This window comes from Arthrobacter sp. R4 (genome assembly GCF_051365025.1).
Taxonomy (GTDB): domain Bacteria; phylum Actinomycetota; class Actinomycetes; order Actinomycetales; family Micrococcaceae; genus Arthrobacter.
Map to the genome: position 1 here is coordinate 369,300 of NZ_JBLWIJ010000008.1, position 13,729 is coordinate 383,028.

Below are 13,729 nucleotides of genomic sequence, written 5' to 3' on the forward strand. Positions count from 1 at the left end.
CAGGGTCGGCTACCGTGTCAGCATGGCCACCGACGAGTCTGTACCCCACCGGCCCCTGGTCTTTGCCCACCGGGGCGCCAGTGCCGCCTTTGCCGAACACACCCGCGCTGCGTACCTCCAGGCACTGGCCGACGGCGCCGACGGCGTTGAGTGCGACGTCCACCTCACGCGGGACCAACACGTGGTCCTGCTCCACGATGCGAATCTGGACCGCACCTCCGACGGCACCGGGCCGGTTGCGGACCGCACGCTCCAGGAGCTGAGGCTCCTGGATTTCTCGTCGTGGAAGGGCGTGCGGATTCCCGAGAAATACGGAGCCCGGTCAGAACAGTTCCTCACCTTGGCTGAGCTACTGGGTATCCTCCGCGCCGCTGGGCGGCCCGTGGGCCTGGCAATAGAGTTGAAGCACCCGAGCCCTTACCAGCTCAAGCTGGAAGACCGCGTCCTGAGCGTTCTTCGGAGTGAAGGCTGGGACCCTGGGACCTCATCGGTGGACAACGTGCGGGTGACGTTCATGAGCTTCAGCCCGGATTCGGTGAAGCACCTGCTCCGCATGGTTCCCGCGGAATTCATCTGCCAGTTGGTGGACGAAATTGATGTTGATGAAATCCGTGAGGAGTTAGGCCTGGGTGTACTGACCGGCAGCGCCATCGCCAATGTCATGAAGGCCGCGCAGCTGGAAGGCGAACGCATCCTGGACGACTGCGAAGTGAGGCTGGCCGGGCCGGGCATCGACTATGTCCGCCATCATGCCCGCACCGTGCAGCGCTGGCTGGAATCCGGCCGACGCTTCCGCGTATGGACGGTGGATTCCGAACGGGACGTGGCGCTTTGCCAGGGACTGGGCATCCACGAGATCACCACGAACATGCCTGCGCGGGTGTTGGCCCAGCTTTAGGCGGGCGGGTGATGGCCAGCTGAAGCTGCCAACCGGTTCGGCGGCCGATCTGGTCAGTCGCCGGCCCACGGGTCCCAAGCCGCGGTTCATAGGCCGGACGGGGCTGTGGTTGAGTGGAACCATGCCTTTTCACTGGCCCGGCGCCGTTCATCGGTCCAGCACCGCCACCCATGCACTCGCTGCGCCAGCCCTGAGCGCGCTGCTCATGGCTAGCGCCATGAAACACTTCCGCGATCCCGGCTTCTTTCGCCAGGTGGTTCCGGATTATCTCTGCCGCGACGACGGCGACACCCCGGCTGCCGGCGCACCGCCCGCCGCACGGCCCCTCGCCGTGATGACGCGGGAGGAGTGGATCGCGCTCAGCGGCCTCGTGGAGGCGGGCGCCGCCGTCGGCCTTCTCATCCCCGCAACGCGACGCACCACGGCCACCGGCGTCGCGGCTCTCTTCGGCGTGTTCGTGGCAGGCCACGTGGACGCCGTCCGGCGCGCCTGCCGCCCGGAGGGTTCATCAACCCAGCGCGCAGTGCACATGGCCCGTTTGCCACTGCAGATGCCGCTGATTCTGTGGGCCTGGAGCCTGCGGAACGCCGGACGGCGGCCCAGTTGAGGAAACTCCTGGCATCCCCGGCAGTCCGGGTGGGGCTGTCCATCAGCATCGCTACGGGACTCTACGGAGTTTCCTTTGGCGCCCTGTCTGTCACCTCGGGCCTGAACTTCTGGCAGACCATGGCGCTGAGCCTCCTGCTGTTCAGCGGAGGTTCCCAGTTCGCGTTCATAGGAGTAGTGGCGGGCGGCGGATCCGGCGTTGCCGCTATGAGCGCAGCCACCCTGCTGGGGATGCGCAACGGCATTTACGGTATGCAGCTCAACGCGCTCCTCCACCCGACGGGCTGGCGCAAGTATGTGGCAGCGCAGCTCACCATCGACGAGTCGACAGCCACCAGCACCGGCCAGACCGATCCTGCTGAGCAGTTACGAGGCTTCTGGGCGGCAGGGATCGGCATCTATGTCCTGTGGAATCTGTTTACAGCCGTGGGCGCCCTTGCCGGGGCGGGGCTCGGCGATCCAAAGCAATGGGGGTTGGATGGAGCGGCCGTCGCAGCTTTCCTGGCCCTCCTGTGGCCGCGGCTGAAAGGCCGGGAGCCGGTAGCCATCGCGGTCGTCTGTGCCCTGGCGACCGTCCTCGCGGTGCCGTTCGTGCCGGCCGGGGTGCCCATCCTGGTCGCTGCCGTGGTTGCGGCCGTGATCGGCTGGTTCAGTCACGGCCGCAGCGACGAGGGCCTGGAACCCGACATAGATCCGTACGCGGAACATCATCACAGCCACCACGGCGGTCACCACTCCCTGGGCCCTACTGGCCCGACTGGCCCGGCTGGCCCGACTGGCCCGGCTGGCCCGACGAAGGCGGACGCGTGAACCTTTGGACTTGGCTGCTGCTGGCGTGTGCCCTTGCCTATGCGTGGAAGCTGGTGGGCTACTTTGTACCTGCGAGGCTCCTGAAAGATCCCCGCATGTCGCGCGTGGCAGGCACCATGACGATCGGCCTGCTCGCTTCACTGACGGTGGTCAATGCAGTAGCGTCCGGGCAAAACCTGGCGGCCGATGCGAGGTTGGGTGCGCTCGTGGCGGCAGCGGTTGCCCTGGCCTTCCGGGCACCGTTCCTGGTGGTGGTGCTGGTGGGTGCCGGGGCTGCCGCCGGCCTTCGGCTCATTGGCTGGAACTGACTCGAGCCTCCCCGTTGCGCCTGCCTATGGTGACGCGGAACACAGCGGCGGTACTATGGGCTTGGCTATGCAGTTGGCCATGGACCTTTCTTGTTTAAGCGGTGACCATGGAAAACCCACTGTATATAGCCGGCAACAGATCCGGGACGCCACCCAAAGTGGCGTCCAAACGACGTGCGGGCTTGCCCGCGAAGAGGTTCTTTTCCCGCTTCAGGTCGTTATCAGATGTTCCTGCCTCGGACCTGAAAATGCTCTCTGAGCGCATCACCATGGCGTTGGATTTGGGGCATGAGCCCGATGTCTCGGCCCTGCGTGCAGCCCTGCGCCACGAACTGCGCAACCGCGAGTCAGCGCTTAACGATTGACCCTTTCGGGATGGATGTATGGTCCACTGAAGAGGGGCCGCCATCCAGCCAGGCGGCCCGAAGGAGGAACATCATGAACGATCAGCCGCAAGCTACGGCCCAGGATGATGGTGCCGAAGCCGCGACCACCGGTAACCATCCCAAGGTGCGACCGGCCTACATTGACTCCAGCGGTTCCGAGGCCACCCGGGAACTTCGCGACAAAGCGCGCCGCCGGCGGGAAGCCGAGGAAAAGCTCCAGCAGCACCTGCGTGAAGCTAAGGAACATACTCCCCATTCCGACACACACCCTCAGACTTCGCCCGAAGACGAAAGCAAGAAGGACGAAAGCAAGAAGGACGATAGCTAGAGGAATCGGGGATTAGCGCCGTGCCCGCGGTGTCCGCGCTGACCCGCGGGCCGGCAGTGTGTGCACTCCTGTGCAGTCAGGCTACGCCGTGGGCCGCGCCATCGACCGAGCCGGCCCGGCGGCCGCATTCTTCAACGGCGAGTTCGTACCAGACCTGGGCGCCGAATTCCGGGGTGGCCGTGTCGAGGTTCTGGAACAGTGCGTCCAGGAGGTTTGCCAGTTCCTCGGCGGAAAGGTGCGGAAGTACATCTTCCGGTCCGCGGGGGTCATTGATGAAATGGGACAGCTGTGAACTGTTCATCGTGGCGTGATTTCGTCGGATCGGGTACGCAGGAAACTGTTCATGGGTCGCTCCATCTGGGAATTCAGAGGCTGGCTGCGTAACCCCACTTGAGTCTATTCCAACGACTGGAAGCCCACAATGGGCCGCCTACGGCGCTCTTGACCGACGGTGCGCGCTTAACGGCCCGCTGCCCGCCTAGCTGAACCGGCGTCCCGGGACGTATTCGCCGGACAGTCGGTCGCCGGTCAGTTGGGCTGCGGGCAAGGGAACGTGTGCAGGAAGAGGCCGATGCGGCCGTTCGGAGCGGATTGCGTCCTCGACGAGGGCCACGGGGCGGCGCCAGGCATCGGAACCAGGCTCCATCGTGTCCACGACGCCGATCAGCATGGCGAGCAGCCGGAAGATGTCCGTCATGGAGATGTCAGGGCGCAGCGTGCCCTGTCCCTGCCCGCGTCCGAGCAGGATGCCGATGGAATCGATAAGGGAGCCGGTGATGCCCGTCAGGAGCTGTCGCCGCCCGGCTACGGCGCCGAGCAGGTTCGCATCGGTGCTGGCTGCGGCCATGATCGCCTCGATGACCCGGAACAGTCCGGCGGCTGCATCAATGTCCGCCAGGGCGTCGTCGATCACGGGATCCACTGTCAGCCTGAGCTGGCGGTTAAGGGCGGCCAGTACCAGTTCTTCCTTGTCCGCGAAGTTGCGGAAGAGGGTTGCCGGTCCGACGCCGGCCGTGGTGGCGATGGTCTGCAGCGGCACTTCCGGACCGAATTCCTGGAAGCATTGCCGGGCCGCCGTAATGATCTTGTCCACGTTGCGCGCTGCGTCTGCGCGGAGTGGTTTTCGGGCGACTGCGATGCTCATGCGATCAGGTTAGCAACGGAGCCCGGGGCGATCACCGTTACTGGAGGGTAGGCGGTTATGTGACGTGGACGGGGCAGCGGGAGCCTCCTCGCCGTCCCGCTGCCGTGGCAGACTGGCTGTATGTTGCTTGCATTCTCTGTTGCTCCGTCCGGCACGCCGGTTGGCGGTTCCCGCCCCACCGACGCCTCAGTGCACGACGCCGTTGCCGCCGCGGTGAAAATCGTCCGGGAGTCGGGGCTTCCCAACCAGACGGATTCCATGTTCACCACCATCGAGGGTGAATGGGATGAAGTCTTTGACGTGGTGAAAAGGGCCACCGAGGCCGTTGGGCAGTTCGGCAGCAGGGTCTCCCTGGTCATCAAGGCGGACATCCGGCCCGGCTATTCAGGGGAACTCACCGCCAAGGTGAACCGGCTGGAAGGCGCGCTCGCAAAGGACGCGTGAGCCCTTGGCTCCCCACCAGGCTGTCAGTTAGTGGCCATCCAGTTCGTGGACGGCGTGGTCCAAGAGGTCGCGTTGAACGGGCCGGAGCATGTAGGACCTGTTCAAGTAGGCGTCGATTTCCAGCTCACCTGCGTCGCCGCCGATGCTGAAGTAATGCAACCACAGTGACTCAAGGGTCAGGCCGGCCTGGCGGTATGCCTCAGCCGTCCGTTCCCGCTGCTCCTCGGCAGTCTCGTCAACGTTCATGGCCGTTCGTGGTCAGGTTCTGCGGGGCGGTCAAGCACGTTGAGTGCGACTGCGAAGAGCGGAGCTCCTTCCTGGCGTGACTGGTCAGTCAGGGCACGCAGCGCGGCGCGCTCGTCCAGGTTCAGCCGCTCCATCAGCACCCCCTTCGCCATGTCGATCACGCTCCGGCTGTGCAGGGATTTTTTGAGGTCAGCGCTGAGTCGCTCGGCGCTGTCATGCGCCTGGATGTTGGCAAGCAAAACGGCCGCGGGGGTGGCGAGGAGTTCGAGGAGGTGCTCGCTGCCGGCGTCGAAGGCGTTGGGGTGGCTGCCGTAGACCTTCAGGGCGCCGATGGCTTGGGCCGGTCCCGTTCCGTTGCCTCCGGGGAGGAGGAGGGGGACGCTTAGGCAGGACACCAGGCCACGCTGAGCGCTCGCTTCGCTCCATCTGGGCCAGCGCGTTTCCGTGGCGGCGTTATCCACCCGGATGGTTAGGGTTCCTGCCCACGCCGCGAGGCATGGGCCCTGGCCGAGTTCGTACTGCAACTGGTCGGCTTCTTCCACGAGTGTGCTGGTGGAAGCCCGGCTGGTGGGACGGCCCTGGGCATCAATGAGGGTGGCCCCGGCCCCGACGCTGCCGGGGATGCTTTCAAGCGCGGCCTGGGCAATCTTTGCGATCGCTGGCCCTGCAACGTGTTCGGTGAGCAACAGGCCGGAAACGCGCGCGAAGACCGCCTGAAGTTCGCCGGTCACGGACTCTCTGCGCATTACGGGTGGCCTCCTGCTTGCCGTTGGTCCGGCAGGAGGAATACGAGCGCTGCCGCTGGTTCCAGCATAGACCGCATGGCTTGGCCTACTGTGAGGCGGCCGGGATGGCCGCGCCCCTGACGATGTCCAGGGCCAGCGCCGGAAGCCTCACCTTCCTGGTCCTGGCGGCTTCCTCCAGGAGGGTAATGGCGGCTTCACGGCTTGAGCGCGTGTGCGCCATGACCAGGGCGAGGGCCGCGTCCATGGTGGCGCGGGAACGAAGGGCGGCCCGTAATTCTTCCGGGTAGGTCGGCTGTTGAAGCGGAGGATGAACCAGCAGGGCGAGGCGAAGCGGACGGGAGAGGGACTGGGCGTACCACTCGATGGCGGCTTGTGTGTCGGGCCCGAACGCAGCGTCCCGGTGTGCGTAGCAGTTCAGCGCGGCCGAAGCTTCCCCGCCGGCGTCGATGGGCACTGCTAACACTGACCTGACGCCCGTACTCCTGGTCGCTTCAAAGTAGCGGTTCCATCGTTGGTCCGTGCGGAGATCGTCCACCTGCACCGTATGCCCGGTGCGCAAGGCACTGAGGCAAGGACCGTCGTCGAGCTCGTACTGCCGCTCATCCAAAAGGCGGGCCTGCGCATCACTGCTGGCCACAGTGAAGGCCTTCCCATTGCGCTGAACCGAGATGGCGCACAGGATAGGTGCGTCCGTGCCCAGCAATGTGGCTGAGTAAAGCGTGAGGTCCAGGAGGAACGATTCGAAGTCCTGGCTTTCCAGCAGCAGGTCCTGAAGATCTTCCACCGATGATGCGGATGTATGTTCTGAGGCCATGCCGAGCCTCGATTCTGGGTGGTCCCGGACCCTGAGGTGCCGGGAGTGGCTGCGGTGGGCCACAGCCTAGGGCGCTCCCGAACTGGCGTTCTGGAGCCGAAGCCCCGTTTTCGACGGGATGCTTGCGCACGAATCCTTGGATTGCGCTCTCATTTTGAGCCTACGCTCAATGGTCTGCACAAGATACAGCCCCGTCCCGGACGTTGGGAGGCATGTCTGGACCCGCGCCCGCCCCCATGCCAGACTGTGGCCATGTTCGAGCACAAGCCCCAGCCAGGCTGGATTGCAGTCGAAAAATTCCTGACCGACTCGGTGGTCCATCCCAACGGATCCTTGCAGCGGGCGGTGCAATCCGCCGTCGACGCCGGGATGCCCCCGATTGAGGTGACCCCCAACGCCGGGAAGCTGCTTAAGCTCTTGGTCCAGGTGTCCGGCGCGCGCCGCGTTTTGGAGATCGGCACGCTGGCAGGTTTCAGCACTATCTGGATGGCCCAGGGGCTTCCCGACGACGGCCGGCTGGTCACGTGCGAATACCTCACCAAACATGCGGAGGTGGCCAGAGCGAACCTGGATGCCGCCGGCGTGGGCCACAAGGTGGAAATCCGCATCGGCCCCGCGCTGGATTCCTTGGCCGCATTGGAAGCTGAAGGCCAGGAGCCATTCGATTTTGTCTTTATTGACGCGGACAAGGAGAACGACTCCAACTACCTTGAGTGGGCGGTCCGGCTGGGCCGTCCGGGCACCACGGTAGTCCTGGACAACGCCGTGTGGGAAGGGGCCGTGCTGGAGACGTCCCTGGACCCAGTGAACGCGCCAGGGATCGTAGGCGCGCTGGAACTGATGGGCAACCACCCGCGGCTTGATGCCACCGTGATCCAGACCGTCGGCTCCAAGGGATGGGACGGCTTCGCGCTCGCAGTGGTTCGCTGACAGCCGTGCTGCGAAGCGGGTTGTCCGGCAGAAAGCGCTGTCCGAAGAATTGCTAAGTATGCTTAGAATAAATTTCGGTCCGGATCCCCGGCCGGTACGTAAACATTGCAGCGGAGGAAATGATGAAAGCGTCACCCACTCTGGCCAGTAACCTTCAGTTGGTTCTCACGGACCTGATCGAACTGCATATGCAGGGCAAGCAGGCGCACTGGAACATCGTGGGAACGAACTTCCGGGACCTCCACCTGCAGCTGGACGAAATCATCGCCGCAGCCCGCCAGTTCGCGGATGAGGCAGCAGAAAGGATGCGTGCCCTGCACGCCCTTCCGGACGGGCGGAGCCAAACAGTCTCAGCTGACACGCGGTTGGATGAGTTCCCCGCCGGGCTGACGTCCACCAAAGACGCCGTGAAACTGGTTACGGCCAGGTTGGAAAGGACTGTCAAGACTGCGCGGGATGTACATGACGAAGTGGATGAGGAAGACCCCACCAGCGCGGACCTGCTCCACGCCATCATTGAACGCCTGGAGCAGCTTGCCTGGATGGTGAACGCCGAGACGATGACGCCCTCAGCAGCAGTCACCGAGGCAGCCGACAAATAGGCTTCGGCAGGCTCGCGCCCATGAAGGAATCCAGCACGCGGACCGACCCCGCGGAGGTCCGCCGTCCGTGGGCCGTCACGTTCCCACCGGGTCCCCGCGAACCAGGACGGGGCGGATCCCGTGCGGAAGCGCAGGGGCCGGTTCCGCCAACTGCAGTCCCGCACCCGGGCCTGGACCGGTTGCTCGATGCCGTGGCCTCTGCGGTGGGGGACGTGCCGGCACTTCTGTCGCTCGCCCGGGACGCAGGACGGACATGGCCCCAGCCTGGACAGGGCAACACCGCGGCGCTTTGGGAACTGCTGGCCTCCGTCGCCGCAGTGGACGTTGCTGCCGGCCGGATCTTCGAGCCACACCTCGACGCGCTGGCCATCCTTGCCCAGTCAGGCAGGGATCTGCGCCCGGTGGAAGGCGCCTGGGGTGTGTTTGCCGCCGAGGGCCCAGGCGCCAGGTTGGAGGCCAAAGCACGAGGCGCTGGCGTCCTCCTGGACGGTTCAAAACCGTGGTGCTCCCTGGCGCCGCTGCTGGACCACGCAGTGATTACCGCGCACACGGACGCGGGTGGCAGGGCCGCCTTTGCCGTGAACCTGCACCATCCCGGAGTGACGTGTGACGAGCCGGCGTGGATAGCCCGCGGACTTCAGGAGATCCCCAGCGGGACAGTGCACTTCAACCAGGTGCCGGCGGAGCAGTTGGGCGGCGATGGCTGGTACTTCAGCCGTCCGGGCTTTGCCTGGGGCGGCATGGGCGTGGCCGCGTGCTGGCTGGGCGGGGCAGTAGCCGTGGCCAGGGATTACCGGGACTCCCTGCGCGCCGCCGCGGGTAGAGGACGCGAACCGGACCAGATTGCCTTCGCCAGCCTGGGCGAGGTTGACCGCATCCTGACGTCCGCCCTCCAGTACCTGGCGCGGACAGCAGCATTGATTGACGACGGCGGACTCGCGGGCGGCGATCAACCCGAGGGCGGGGAACGGAGCCCGTGGAGCGAAGCCCTGCGCGTCCGCGGTACCGTGGCGGCCGCCGTCGAACGCGTCCTGGCCCTTGTCAGCCGTGACCGCGGACCGGCACCACTTGCTTTCGACGAACCCTACGCCAAACGGATGGCCGATCTGGCCCTCTACGTTCGCCAGCACCACGCCCTGCGGGACGACGCGCAGCTCGGGGCGCTGACCTTGAAAGGGGAGCCGCCTTGGTGAGCTTTTCGCACACCGACAAGGGCACGGACGAGGCCGCCTGGGCTGCCAGCGGATTGGCTGACCTCGCCGGGCTGCCGCTGGGGCAGGATGAACTGGCAGGCCTGAGGTTCGTGGTCCTGGCGGCCCATCCCGATGACGAGACACTGGGGGCCGGGGGCCTGCTGGCGCAGCTGCACAGCCTCGGGGCCGACGTCGAAATTTTGTTGTTCACCGCGGGGGAGGGCTCGCATCCCGAGTCCGAAACGGTTTCCCCGGGCCAGTTGGGAACTACCCGCGTCAACGAGTTTGCCGCGGCCCTGGCGGCGTTGGGCCACGCCGGAAACTGGCGCTTCCTGGGGCTTCCGGACAGCGGTTTGGAGCGGCATCGGGATGCGATGACGGCGGGGATCCGGGACGCAACGCGTGACCACCCCGGCCCGGCGGACCAGCTGGTGATTGTGGCCCCCTATCGCGGCGACGGCCACGCAGACCACGATGCCCTGGGAACGGCCGCGGCAGAGGTGGCGCGCGACGGCGGCCACGGACTGCTGGAATACCCCATCTGGTACTGGTTGTGGGCGGCGCCGTCGCACCCCGCGTGGGAGTCCTGGTTCCGCCTGCCGCTGGACCCGGCAACACACGCGGCCAAGGCTGCGGCGATGCACGCCCACGCAAGCCAGGTCCTCCCGCTGTCGCCCCTCCCGGGGGACGAAGCGTTACTGAGCGCAGAATTCCTCCGGCACTTTGACCGCCCCTTTGAAGCCTTCGCCTGGACGCCGGCGGCAGCAAATATCCGCGAAACCCGTGGTGCCACAACCCGTGCGGCCACTCCCCACAGCAGTGCCGATGCCGAACGGATCTTCGATGAGGTCCATTCGGCTTCCGAGGATCCGTGGCAGTACACCACCAGCTGGTACGAACGCCGGAAGCGCGCGTTGACCCTGGCTGCCCTGCCCCAGGAACACTACCGGTCCGGGCTGGAGGTGGGCTGCTCGATCGGCACGCTCACCGTTGACCTCGCGGACCGCTGTGCCAGCCTCCTGGCCGTTGATGCCAGCAGCACCGCCTTGGAGCGTGCCGCCGCGCGGCTGGCTGCATATCCCGGCGTGAGGACCCGGCAGCTCACTCTTCCCCGGGAGTGGCCGGAGGGCACCTATGACCTGATAGTGGTTTCGGAGGTGGGATACTATCTGTCTCCGGCCGAGTTCGGGCTGCTCCTGGAACGTATCGAGGCCTCCATGGCGCCGGGTGGCACCCTCGTGATGTGCCACTGGAGGCACACCGTCTCCGGCTGGGAGCTCGATGGCGATACCGTCCACACGCTGGCCCGGAACCGATTGGCGTGGCCCGCCGCCGGCCTGTACCGGGAGCCCGACTTTGTGCTGGAAATCCTGGTGGCTCCCGAATCCCCGGCGTCGCCTGACCGTCCCGCTGCTTTGCCCGGGGAGCAGTGAGATGGAGCGTATCGGGCAGGTTGCGGTGGTGGTGCCGGTCCACAACGAGGAGTACTTCCTGGCCCGGGCTCTCAGCGGGGTCCGCGCGGCAGCCAACGCGCTGAAGCCGGACAGGCCGCACGTTGGCGTCGAGATCATAGTGGTCCTGGACAGCTGCACCGATGGCTCCCGCGGGGTCGCCCTGCGGTTCGCGGCAGCCGATTCGAGGTTCAGGGTGCTGGAGGTGGACTTCCGGAGCGTTGGGAAAAGCCGTCGGGCAGGCATTGAGGCTCTGCTGGCTACCCGTCCGTCACCCGGAAGTCTATGGTTGGCCAACACGGACGCCGATTCCATCGTTCCGGTGAACTGGCTGCAGCGCCAGGTGGAGCTGGCGGACGCCGGTACGGATGCCGTACTCGGCTCGGTGGAGCCGGACCCGGACGGCATGGACCCTGAGATCCTGCGGCGCTGGCACGCCCGGCATCCCGTTGAGGAGCACCATGCCCACGTCTACGGGGCAAGTTTCGGCGTGCGGGCCTCGGCCTACGAACTGGCGGGAGGGTTCCCGCGCCAGCGATCACACGAGGACCGCGGGCTGGTGCAGAAGCTGCGCCGCCACGGGTTCAGGGTAAGGGCAACCGACAGCATCCGGGTGCTGACATCGGGCCGCCTCCATGCCCGGGCGCCGCACGGTTTTGGCGCCTATCTGTTGGCGCTGGGCCTGGAACCGGCAGTAGCCGCGGAAGGATAGCCGGGCCATAAAACAGCCGGGCCGGGCCAGCAGGCTCTCGCCTGCCGCCCCGGCCCGTGGGTCAGGTGTTGAAAGAGTCAGTCCTTCTTGAAGGCGTCCTTGACCTTCTCGCCGGCCTGCTTCAGGTCCGCCTTGGACTGGTCCATCTGTCCTTCGGCCTCGAGGCGCTCGTCGTCTGTCGCCTTGCCTGCGGTCTCTTTGGCCTTTCCGCCCATCTTCTCGGCGGTGTTCTCGATCTTGTCATCCAAACCCATGGTGATTCTCCCTACGGCTTGTTGCGGCGGCGGAATGTCGCCGGTGATTCTTCAATGGTAGCCAGCGATGGCATTGGTCAACAGGGCCAGCGACGGCGCGAAGTCGGGAAGCAATCCCAACGGAAAGGATCAAGGGGGCCGACGGCGACTGGGGGGACTGGCCTCGGTCTCAGAAGAGGCCAACTCACCGCCGACCCCGCCTTATACCCGGGCCAGGGATGGCCTGGGAAACCTGGACAGGATCTGCTTCTTCGATTTTCCTCCAAGATGGGGGCCCTGCCTAGCCCTGCCGATTAGCGTCCCCGTCGCGGGCGTCACCACTGTGACGCTCGCGGAGTTCGCGGCCGTGCTGGATGTCTTCCTCCTCCTGCTTCTGCAGTTTTTCGCTCTTTTTCGTGTCACGCGGAGGCAGCTGGATGGTCTCCTCGGCCTCGATGCCGGCCTGGAGCTGGCGACCGCGTTCCATCTCGGCGTCGAACTCCGCACCGAACAGCAGCGACATGTTCAGAATCCACAGCCACAGGAGCATCACGATCACGCCGCCCAGCGCCCCGTATGTCTTGTTGTAGTTGCCGAAATTGGCCACATAGAACGCGAAGCCCAAGGAGGCAAGAATAAAAATCACCAGCGCGATCAGCGACCCGATGCTCATCCACCGGAATTTGGGCTGCTTCACGTTCGGGGTGGCGTAGTACAGGACGGCGATGATCACGATGACAAGCGCGACGATTACCGGCCACTTCGCAATGTTCCACACCGCGAGGAAGGCCCCGCTCAGCCCGATGGCACCTCCAACGGCTTCCGAGACCGGTCCGCTGAGGACCAACATGCCGGCCAGCAGGGCGACGATGACTACCGCAAGCAGGGTGACTGCCAGCATTGTTCCGCGCAGCTTGAGGAAGGCCCGGCCCTCGTCCACCTCGTAGACGCGGTTCATGGCCCGGCCGAACGCACCTACATATCCGGAAGCCGACCATAAAGCGGTTGCCAGGCCGAGGACTAGTGTGAGGCCTGCCGCCGGAGAAGCTGCAAGTTCCTCAACAGGGCCGCTCACCGTGTTGACAGTGTCCTCGGGGGCGATGCCCCGGACGATCTCCAACAGCACCGCCGTCGTCTTTTCCGGATCGCCGAAGATACCCACCAGGGAGACGAGTGCCAGGAGCGCAGGAAACAGGGACAACACGGCGTAATAGGTGAGGGCAGCGGCAAGGTCGGGGCATAGATCCTTCGAGAACTCCCGCAAGGTCTTTTTGGCGATGTACTTCCAGGATGGCTTGTTGACGTCCGTGGGACTGTCCGGCTTACGGGGATCGTCCGGTGCCGGGGCCTTGGACGCTTTGGCGGTGCTGGTTTCGGGGGCATCATGGGTTGCCATGGGAGTCCTCTCTCGCGGTGAAAACTCGAGGTGAAAAGCAGACAGGCCGGCGCCGCCGGGGGAGGCGGGTTGCCGGCCTGTCTGCTGGGTCGGGGTTAGGGGTTTTGGACGTGGTCCTTGGCCTCTGTTGCTTTGTCTTTGACGTCGGCGGCGGCGTATTGGCCTTCGGTTTTGACGTGTTCGGCGGCGTCGGCGGCGGTGGCCTTGACGTTTTCCATGGCTTCCTGGGCGGGTTCCTTCAGGCCCTGGGCCATGTCTTTGGCGGCGTCGGTGAGCTCGGTGGTGAGTGGTTCAGCGGCGGTTTTGAGGGCGTCGGCTGCTTCGCGTTCCTTCTCACTGGCCGGGATCAGGGAGGAGAGCAGCATGCCGGCGCCGAACGCGATCAGGCCGGCGGCCAGGGGGTTGCCCTGGGTTTTGGTTTTGACCTGGGCCGGGGCGTCGCTGATTGCCTGGCCGGCGTCTCCGAGGGTGGAGCCGACGGT

18 protein-coding genes and 1 pseudogene are annotated in these 13,729 nt (G+C 65.6%); 11 read left to right on the forward strand and 8 right to left on the reverse strand.

The features are described from left to right. The first annotated feature begins 22 nt into the window (after positions 1-22). The 5 genes from ACLKOZ_RS05695 (at position 23) to ACLKOZ_RS05715 (ending at position 3,336) form a co-directional block, all read left to right on the forward strand. Positions 23-898, forward strand: a complete 876-nt coding sequence (locus tag ACLKOZ_RS05695) for a glycerophosphodiester phosphodiesterase family protein (protein WP_436473473.1) — start codon at positions 23-25, stop codon at positions 896-898. A 121-nt stretch (positions 899-1,019) separates the two neighbouring features. Further along, a complete protein-coding gene (locus ACLKOZ_RS05700; protein ID WP_436473475.1) occupies positions 1,020-1,505 on the forward strand; it encodes a DoxX family protein in 486 nt (161 codons plus the stop codon). Then, entirely contained in the window at positions 1,463-2,314 is an 852-nt protein-coding gene (locus ACLKOZ_RS05705) for an AzlC family ABC transporter permease (protein ID WP_436473477.1), read from the forward strand. Before ACLKOZ_RS05700 ends, ACLKOZ_RS05705 begins: the two co-directional genes overlap by 43 nt. Beyond that, positions 2,311-2,622 carry an AzlD domain-containing protein gene (locus tag ACLKOZ_RS05710; RefSeq protein WP_436473479.1) on the forward strand — a complete coding sequence of 104 codons (312 nt, stop codon included), beginning with the start codon at positions 2,311-2,313 and terminating at the stop codon, positions 2,620-2,622. Before ACLKOZ_RS05705 ends, ACLKOZ_RS05710 begins: the two co-directional genes overlap by 4 nt. Before the next feature lie 438 nt (positions 2,623-3,060). After that, entirely contained in the window at positions 3,061-3,336 is a 276-nt protein-coding gene (locus ACLKOZ_RS05715; protein ID WP_337345591.1) for a hypothetical protein, read from the forward strand. 76 nt (positions 3,337-3,412) lie between these two features. Here ACLKOZ_RS05715 and ACLKOZ_RS05720 read toward each other — a convergent pair whose 3' ends face one another. Together ACLKOZ_RS05720 and ACLKOZ_RS05725 are read right to left on the reverse strand one after the other, a co-directional pair. Continuing rightward, on the reverse strand, positions 3,413-3,637 hold the full coding sequence (locus ACLKOZ_RS05720; RefSeq protein WP_337345592.1) for a hypothetical protein: 225 nt from the start codon (positions 3,635-3,637) through the stop codon (positions 3,413-3,415). A 177-nt stretch (positions 3,638-3,814) separates the two neighbouring features. Continuing rightward, on the reverse strand, positions 3,815-4,480 hold the full coding sequence (locus ACLKOZ_RS05725; protein WP_436473482.1) for a TetR/AcrR family transcriptional regulator: 666 nt from the start codon (positions 4,478-4,480) through the stop codon (positions 3,815-3,817). Positions 4,481-4,600: 120 nt separating this feature from the next. Between ACLKOZ_RS05725 and ACLKOZ_RS05730 the strand changes: the two genes are divergently transcribed. Then, entirely contained in the window at positions 4,601-4,924 is a 324-nt protein-coding gene (locus ACLKOZ_RS05730) for a thiamine-binding protein (protein ID WP_337345594.1), read from the forward strand. A 27-nt stretch (positions 4,925-4,951) separates the two neighbouring features. On the opposite strand, the gene ACLKOZ_RS05735 is transcribed toward ACLKOZ_RS05730, so the two are convergent. From ACLKOZ_RS05735 to ACLKOZ_RS05745, 3 genes are all read right to left on the reverse strand, one after another. Then, entirely contained in the window at positions 4,952-5,170 is a 219-nt protein-coding gene (locus ACLKOZ_RS05735) for a hypothetical protein (protein ID WP_376044370.1), read from the reverse strand. After that, a complete protein-coding gene (locus tag ACLKOZ_RS05740; RefSeq protein ID WP_436473485.1) occupies positions 5,167-5,916 on the reverse strand; it encodes an ANTAR domain-containing protein in 750 nt (249 codons plus the stop codon). Before ACLKOZ_RS05740 ends, ACLKOZ_RS05735 begins: the two co-directional genes overlap by 4 nt. Before the next feature lie 85 nt (positions 5,917-6,001). Then, positions 6,002-6,730, reverse strand: coding sequence for a GAF and ANTAR domain-containing protein (locus ACLKOZ_RS05745; RefSeq protein WP_436473487.1), 729 nt, complete (start codon positions 6,728-6,730; stop codon positions 6,002-6,004). Positions 6,731-6,982: 252 nt separating this feature from the next. Here ACLKOZ_RS05745 and ACLKOZ_RS05750 point away from each other — a divergent pair, with 252 nt between their 5' ends. The 5 genes from ACLKOZ_RS05750 (at position 6,983) to ACLKOZ_RS05770 (ending at position 11,618) form a co-directional block, all read left to right on the forward strand. After that, positions 6,983-7,660: an O-methyltransferase gene (locus ACLKOZ_RS05750; RefSeq protein ID WP_436473489.1), complete on the forward strand. Its 678-nt coding sequence runs from the start codon at positions 6,983-6,985 to the stop codon at positions 7,658-7,660. A gap of 122 nt (positions 7,661-7,782) precedes the next feature. Further along, positions 7,783-8,262, forward strand: coding sequence for a Dps family protein (locus ACLKOZ_RS05755; RefSeq protein WP_337350780.1), 480 nt, complete (start codon positions 7,783-7,785; stop codon positions 8,260-8,262). 20 nt (positions 8,263-8,282) lie between these two features. Further along, positions 8,283-9,455: a hypothetical protein gene (locus tag ACLKOZ_RS05760; protein WP_436473491.1), complete on the forward strand. Its 1,173-nt coding sequence runs from the start codon at positions 8,283-8,285 to the stop codon at positions 9,453-9,455. Beyond that, positions 9,449-10,888, forward strand: a complete 1,440-nt coding sequence (locus tag ACLKOZ_RS05765; protein ID WP_436473493.1) for a PIG-L family deacetylase — start codon at positions 9,449-9,451, stop codon at positions 10,886-10,888. Before ACLKOZ_RS05760 ends, ACLKOZ_RS05765 begins: the two co-directional genes overlap by 7 nt. A 1-nt stretch (position 10,889) precedes the next feature. After that, positions 10,890-11,618, forward strand: a complete 729-nt coding sequence (locus ACLKOZ_RS05770) for a glycosyltransferase (protein WP_436473495.1) — start codon at positions 10,890-10,892, stop codon at positions 11,616-11,618. 77 nt (positions 11,619-11,695) lie between these two features. On the opposite strand, the gene ACLKOZ_RS05775 is transcribed toward ACLKOZ_RS05770, so the two are convergent. The 3 genes and pseudogenes from ACLKOZ_RS05775 to ACLKOZ_RS05785 form a co-directional block, all read right to left on the reverse strand. Further along, the gene (locus ACLKOZ_RS05775) at positions 11,696-11,872 is read right to left on the reverse strand and encodes a CsbD family protein (protein WP_436473497.1); all 177 of its coding nucleotides are present in this window, start codon (positions 11,870-11,872) and stop codon (positions 11,696-11,698) included. A 280-nt stretch (positions 11,873-12,152) separates the two neighbouring features. Further along, positions 12,153-13,247: a YihY/virulence factor BrkB family protein gene (locus ACLKOZ_RS05780; protein WP_436473499.1), complete on the reverse strand. Its 1,095-nt coding sequence runs from the start codon at positions 13,245-13,247 to the stop codon at positions 12,153-12,155. 95 nt (positions 13,248-13,342) lie between these two features. Then, positions 13,343-13,729 (reverse strand): annotated as a pseudogene (locus tag ACLKOZ_RS05785) (DUF3618 domain-containing protein); the annotation flags it as partial.

Bases quoted from the DNA above. Each gene is read 5' to 3' on its own strand.
- ACLKOZ_RS05755 (WP_337350780.1), top strand. From the start codon at position 7,783: ATGAAAGCGTCACCCACTCTGGCCAGTAACCTTCAGTTGGTTCTCACG.
- ACLKOZ_RS05740 (WP_436473485.1), bottom strand. From the start codon at position 5,916: ATGCGCAGAGAGTCCGTGACCGGCGAACTTCAGGCGGTCTTCGCGCGC.
- ACLKOZ_RS05745 (WP_436473487.1), bottom strand. From the start codon at position 6,730: ATGGCCTCAGAACATACATCCGCATCATCGGTGGAAGATCTTCAGGAC.
- ACLKOZ_RS05750 (WP_436473489.1), top strand. From the start codon at position 6,983: ATGTTCGAGCACAAGCCCCAGCCAGGCTGGATTGCAGTCGAAAAATTC.
- ACLKOZ_RS05775 (WP_436473497.1), bottom strand. From the start codon at position 11,872: ATGGGTTTGGATGACAAGATCGAGAACACCGCCGAGAAGATGGGCGGA.
- ACLKOZ_RS05700 (WP_436473475.1), top strand. From the start codon at position 1,020: ATGCCTTTTCACTGGCCCGGCGCCGTTCATCGGTCCAGCACCGCCACC.
- ACLKOZ_RS05780 (WP_436473499.1), bottom strand. From the start codon at position 13,247: ATGGCAACCCATGATGCCCCCGAAACCAGCACCGCCAAAGCGTCCAAG.
- ACLKOZ_RS05715 (WP_337345591.1), top strand. From the start codon at position 3,061: ATGAACGATCAGCCGCAAGCTACGGCCCAGGATGATGGTGCCGAAGCC.
- ACLKOZ_RS05760 (WP_436473491.1), top strand. From the start codon at position 8,283: ATGAAGGAATCCAGCACGCGGACCGACCCCGCGGAGGTCCGCCGTCCG.
- ACLKOZ_RS05770 (WP_436473495.1), top strand. From the start codon at position 10,890: ATGGAGCGTATCGGGCAGGTTGCGGTGGTGGTGCCGGTCCACAACGAG.
- ACLKOZ_RS05720 (WP_337345592.1), bottom strand. From the start codon at position 3,637: ATGAACAGTTCACAGCTGTCCCATTTCATCAATGACCCCCGCGGACCG.
- ACLKOZ_RS05730 (WP_337345594.1), top strand. From the start codon at position 4,601: ATGTTGCTTGCATTCTCTGTTGCTCCGTCCGGCACGCCGGTTGGCGGT.
- ACLKOZ_RS05735 (WP_376044370.1), bottom strand. From the start codon at position 5,170: ATGAACGTTGACGAGACTGCCGAGGAGCAGCGGGAACGGACGGCTGAG.
- ACLKOZ_RS05695 (WP_436473473.1), top strand. From the start codon at position 23: ATGGCCACCGACGAGTCTGTACCCCACCGGCCCCTGGTCTTTGCCCAC.
- ACLKOZ_RS05725 (WP_436473482.1), bottom strand. From the start codon at position 4,480: ATGAGCATCGCAGTCGCCCGAAAACCACTCCGCGCAGACGCAGCGCGC.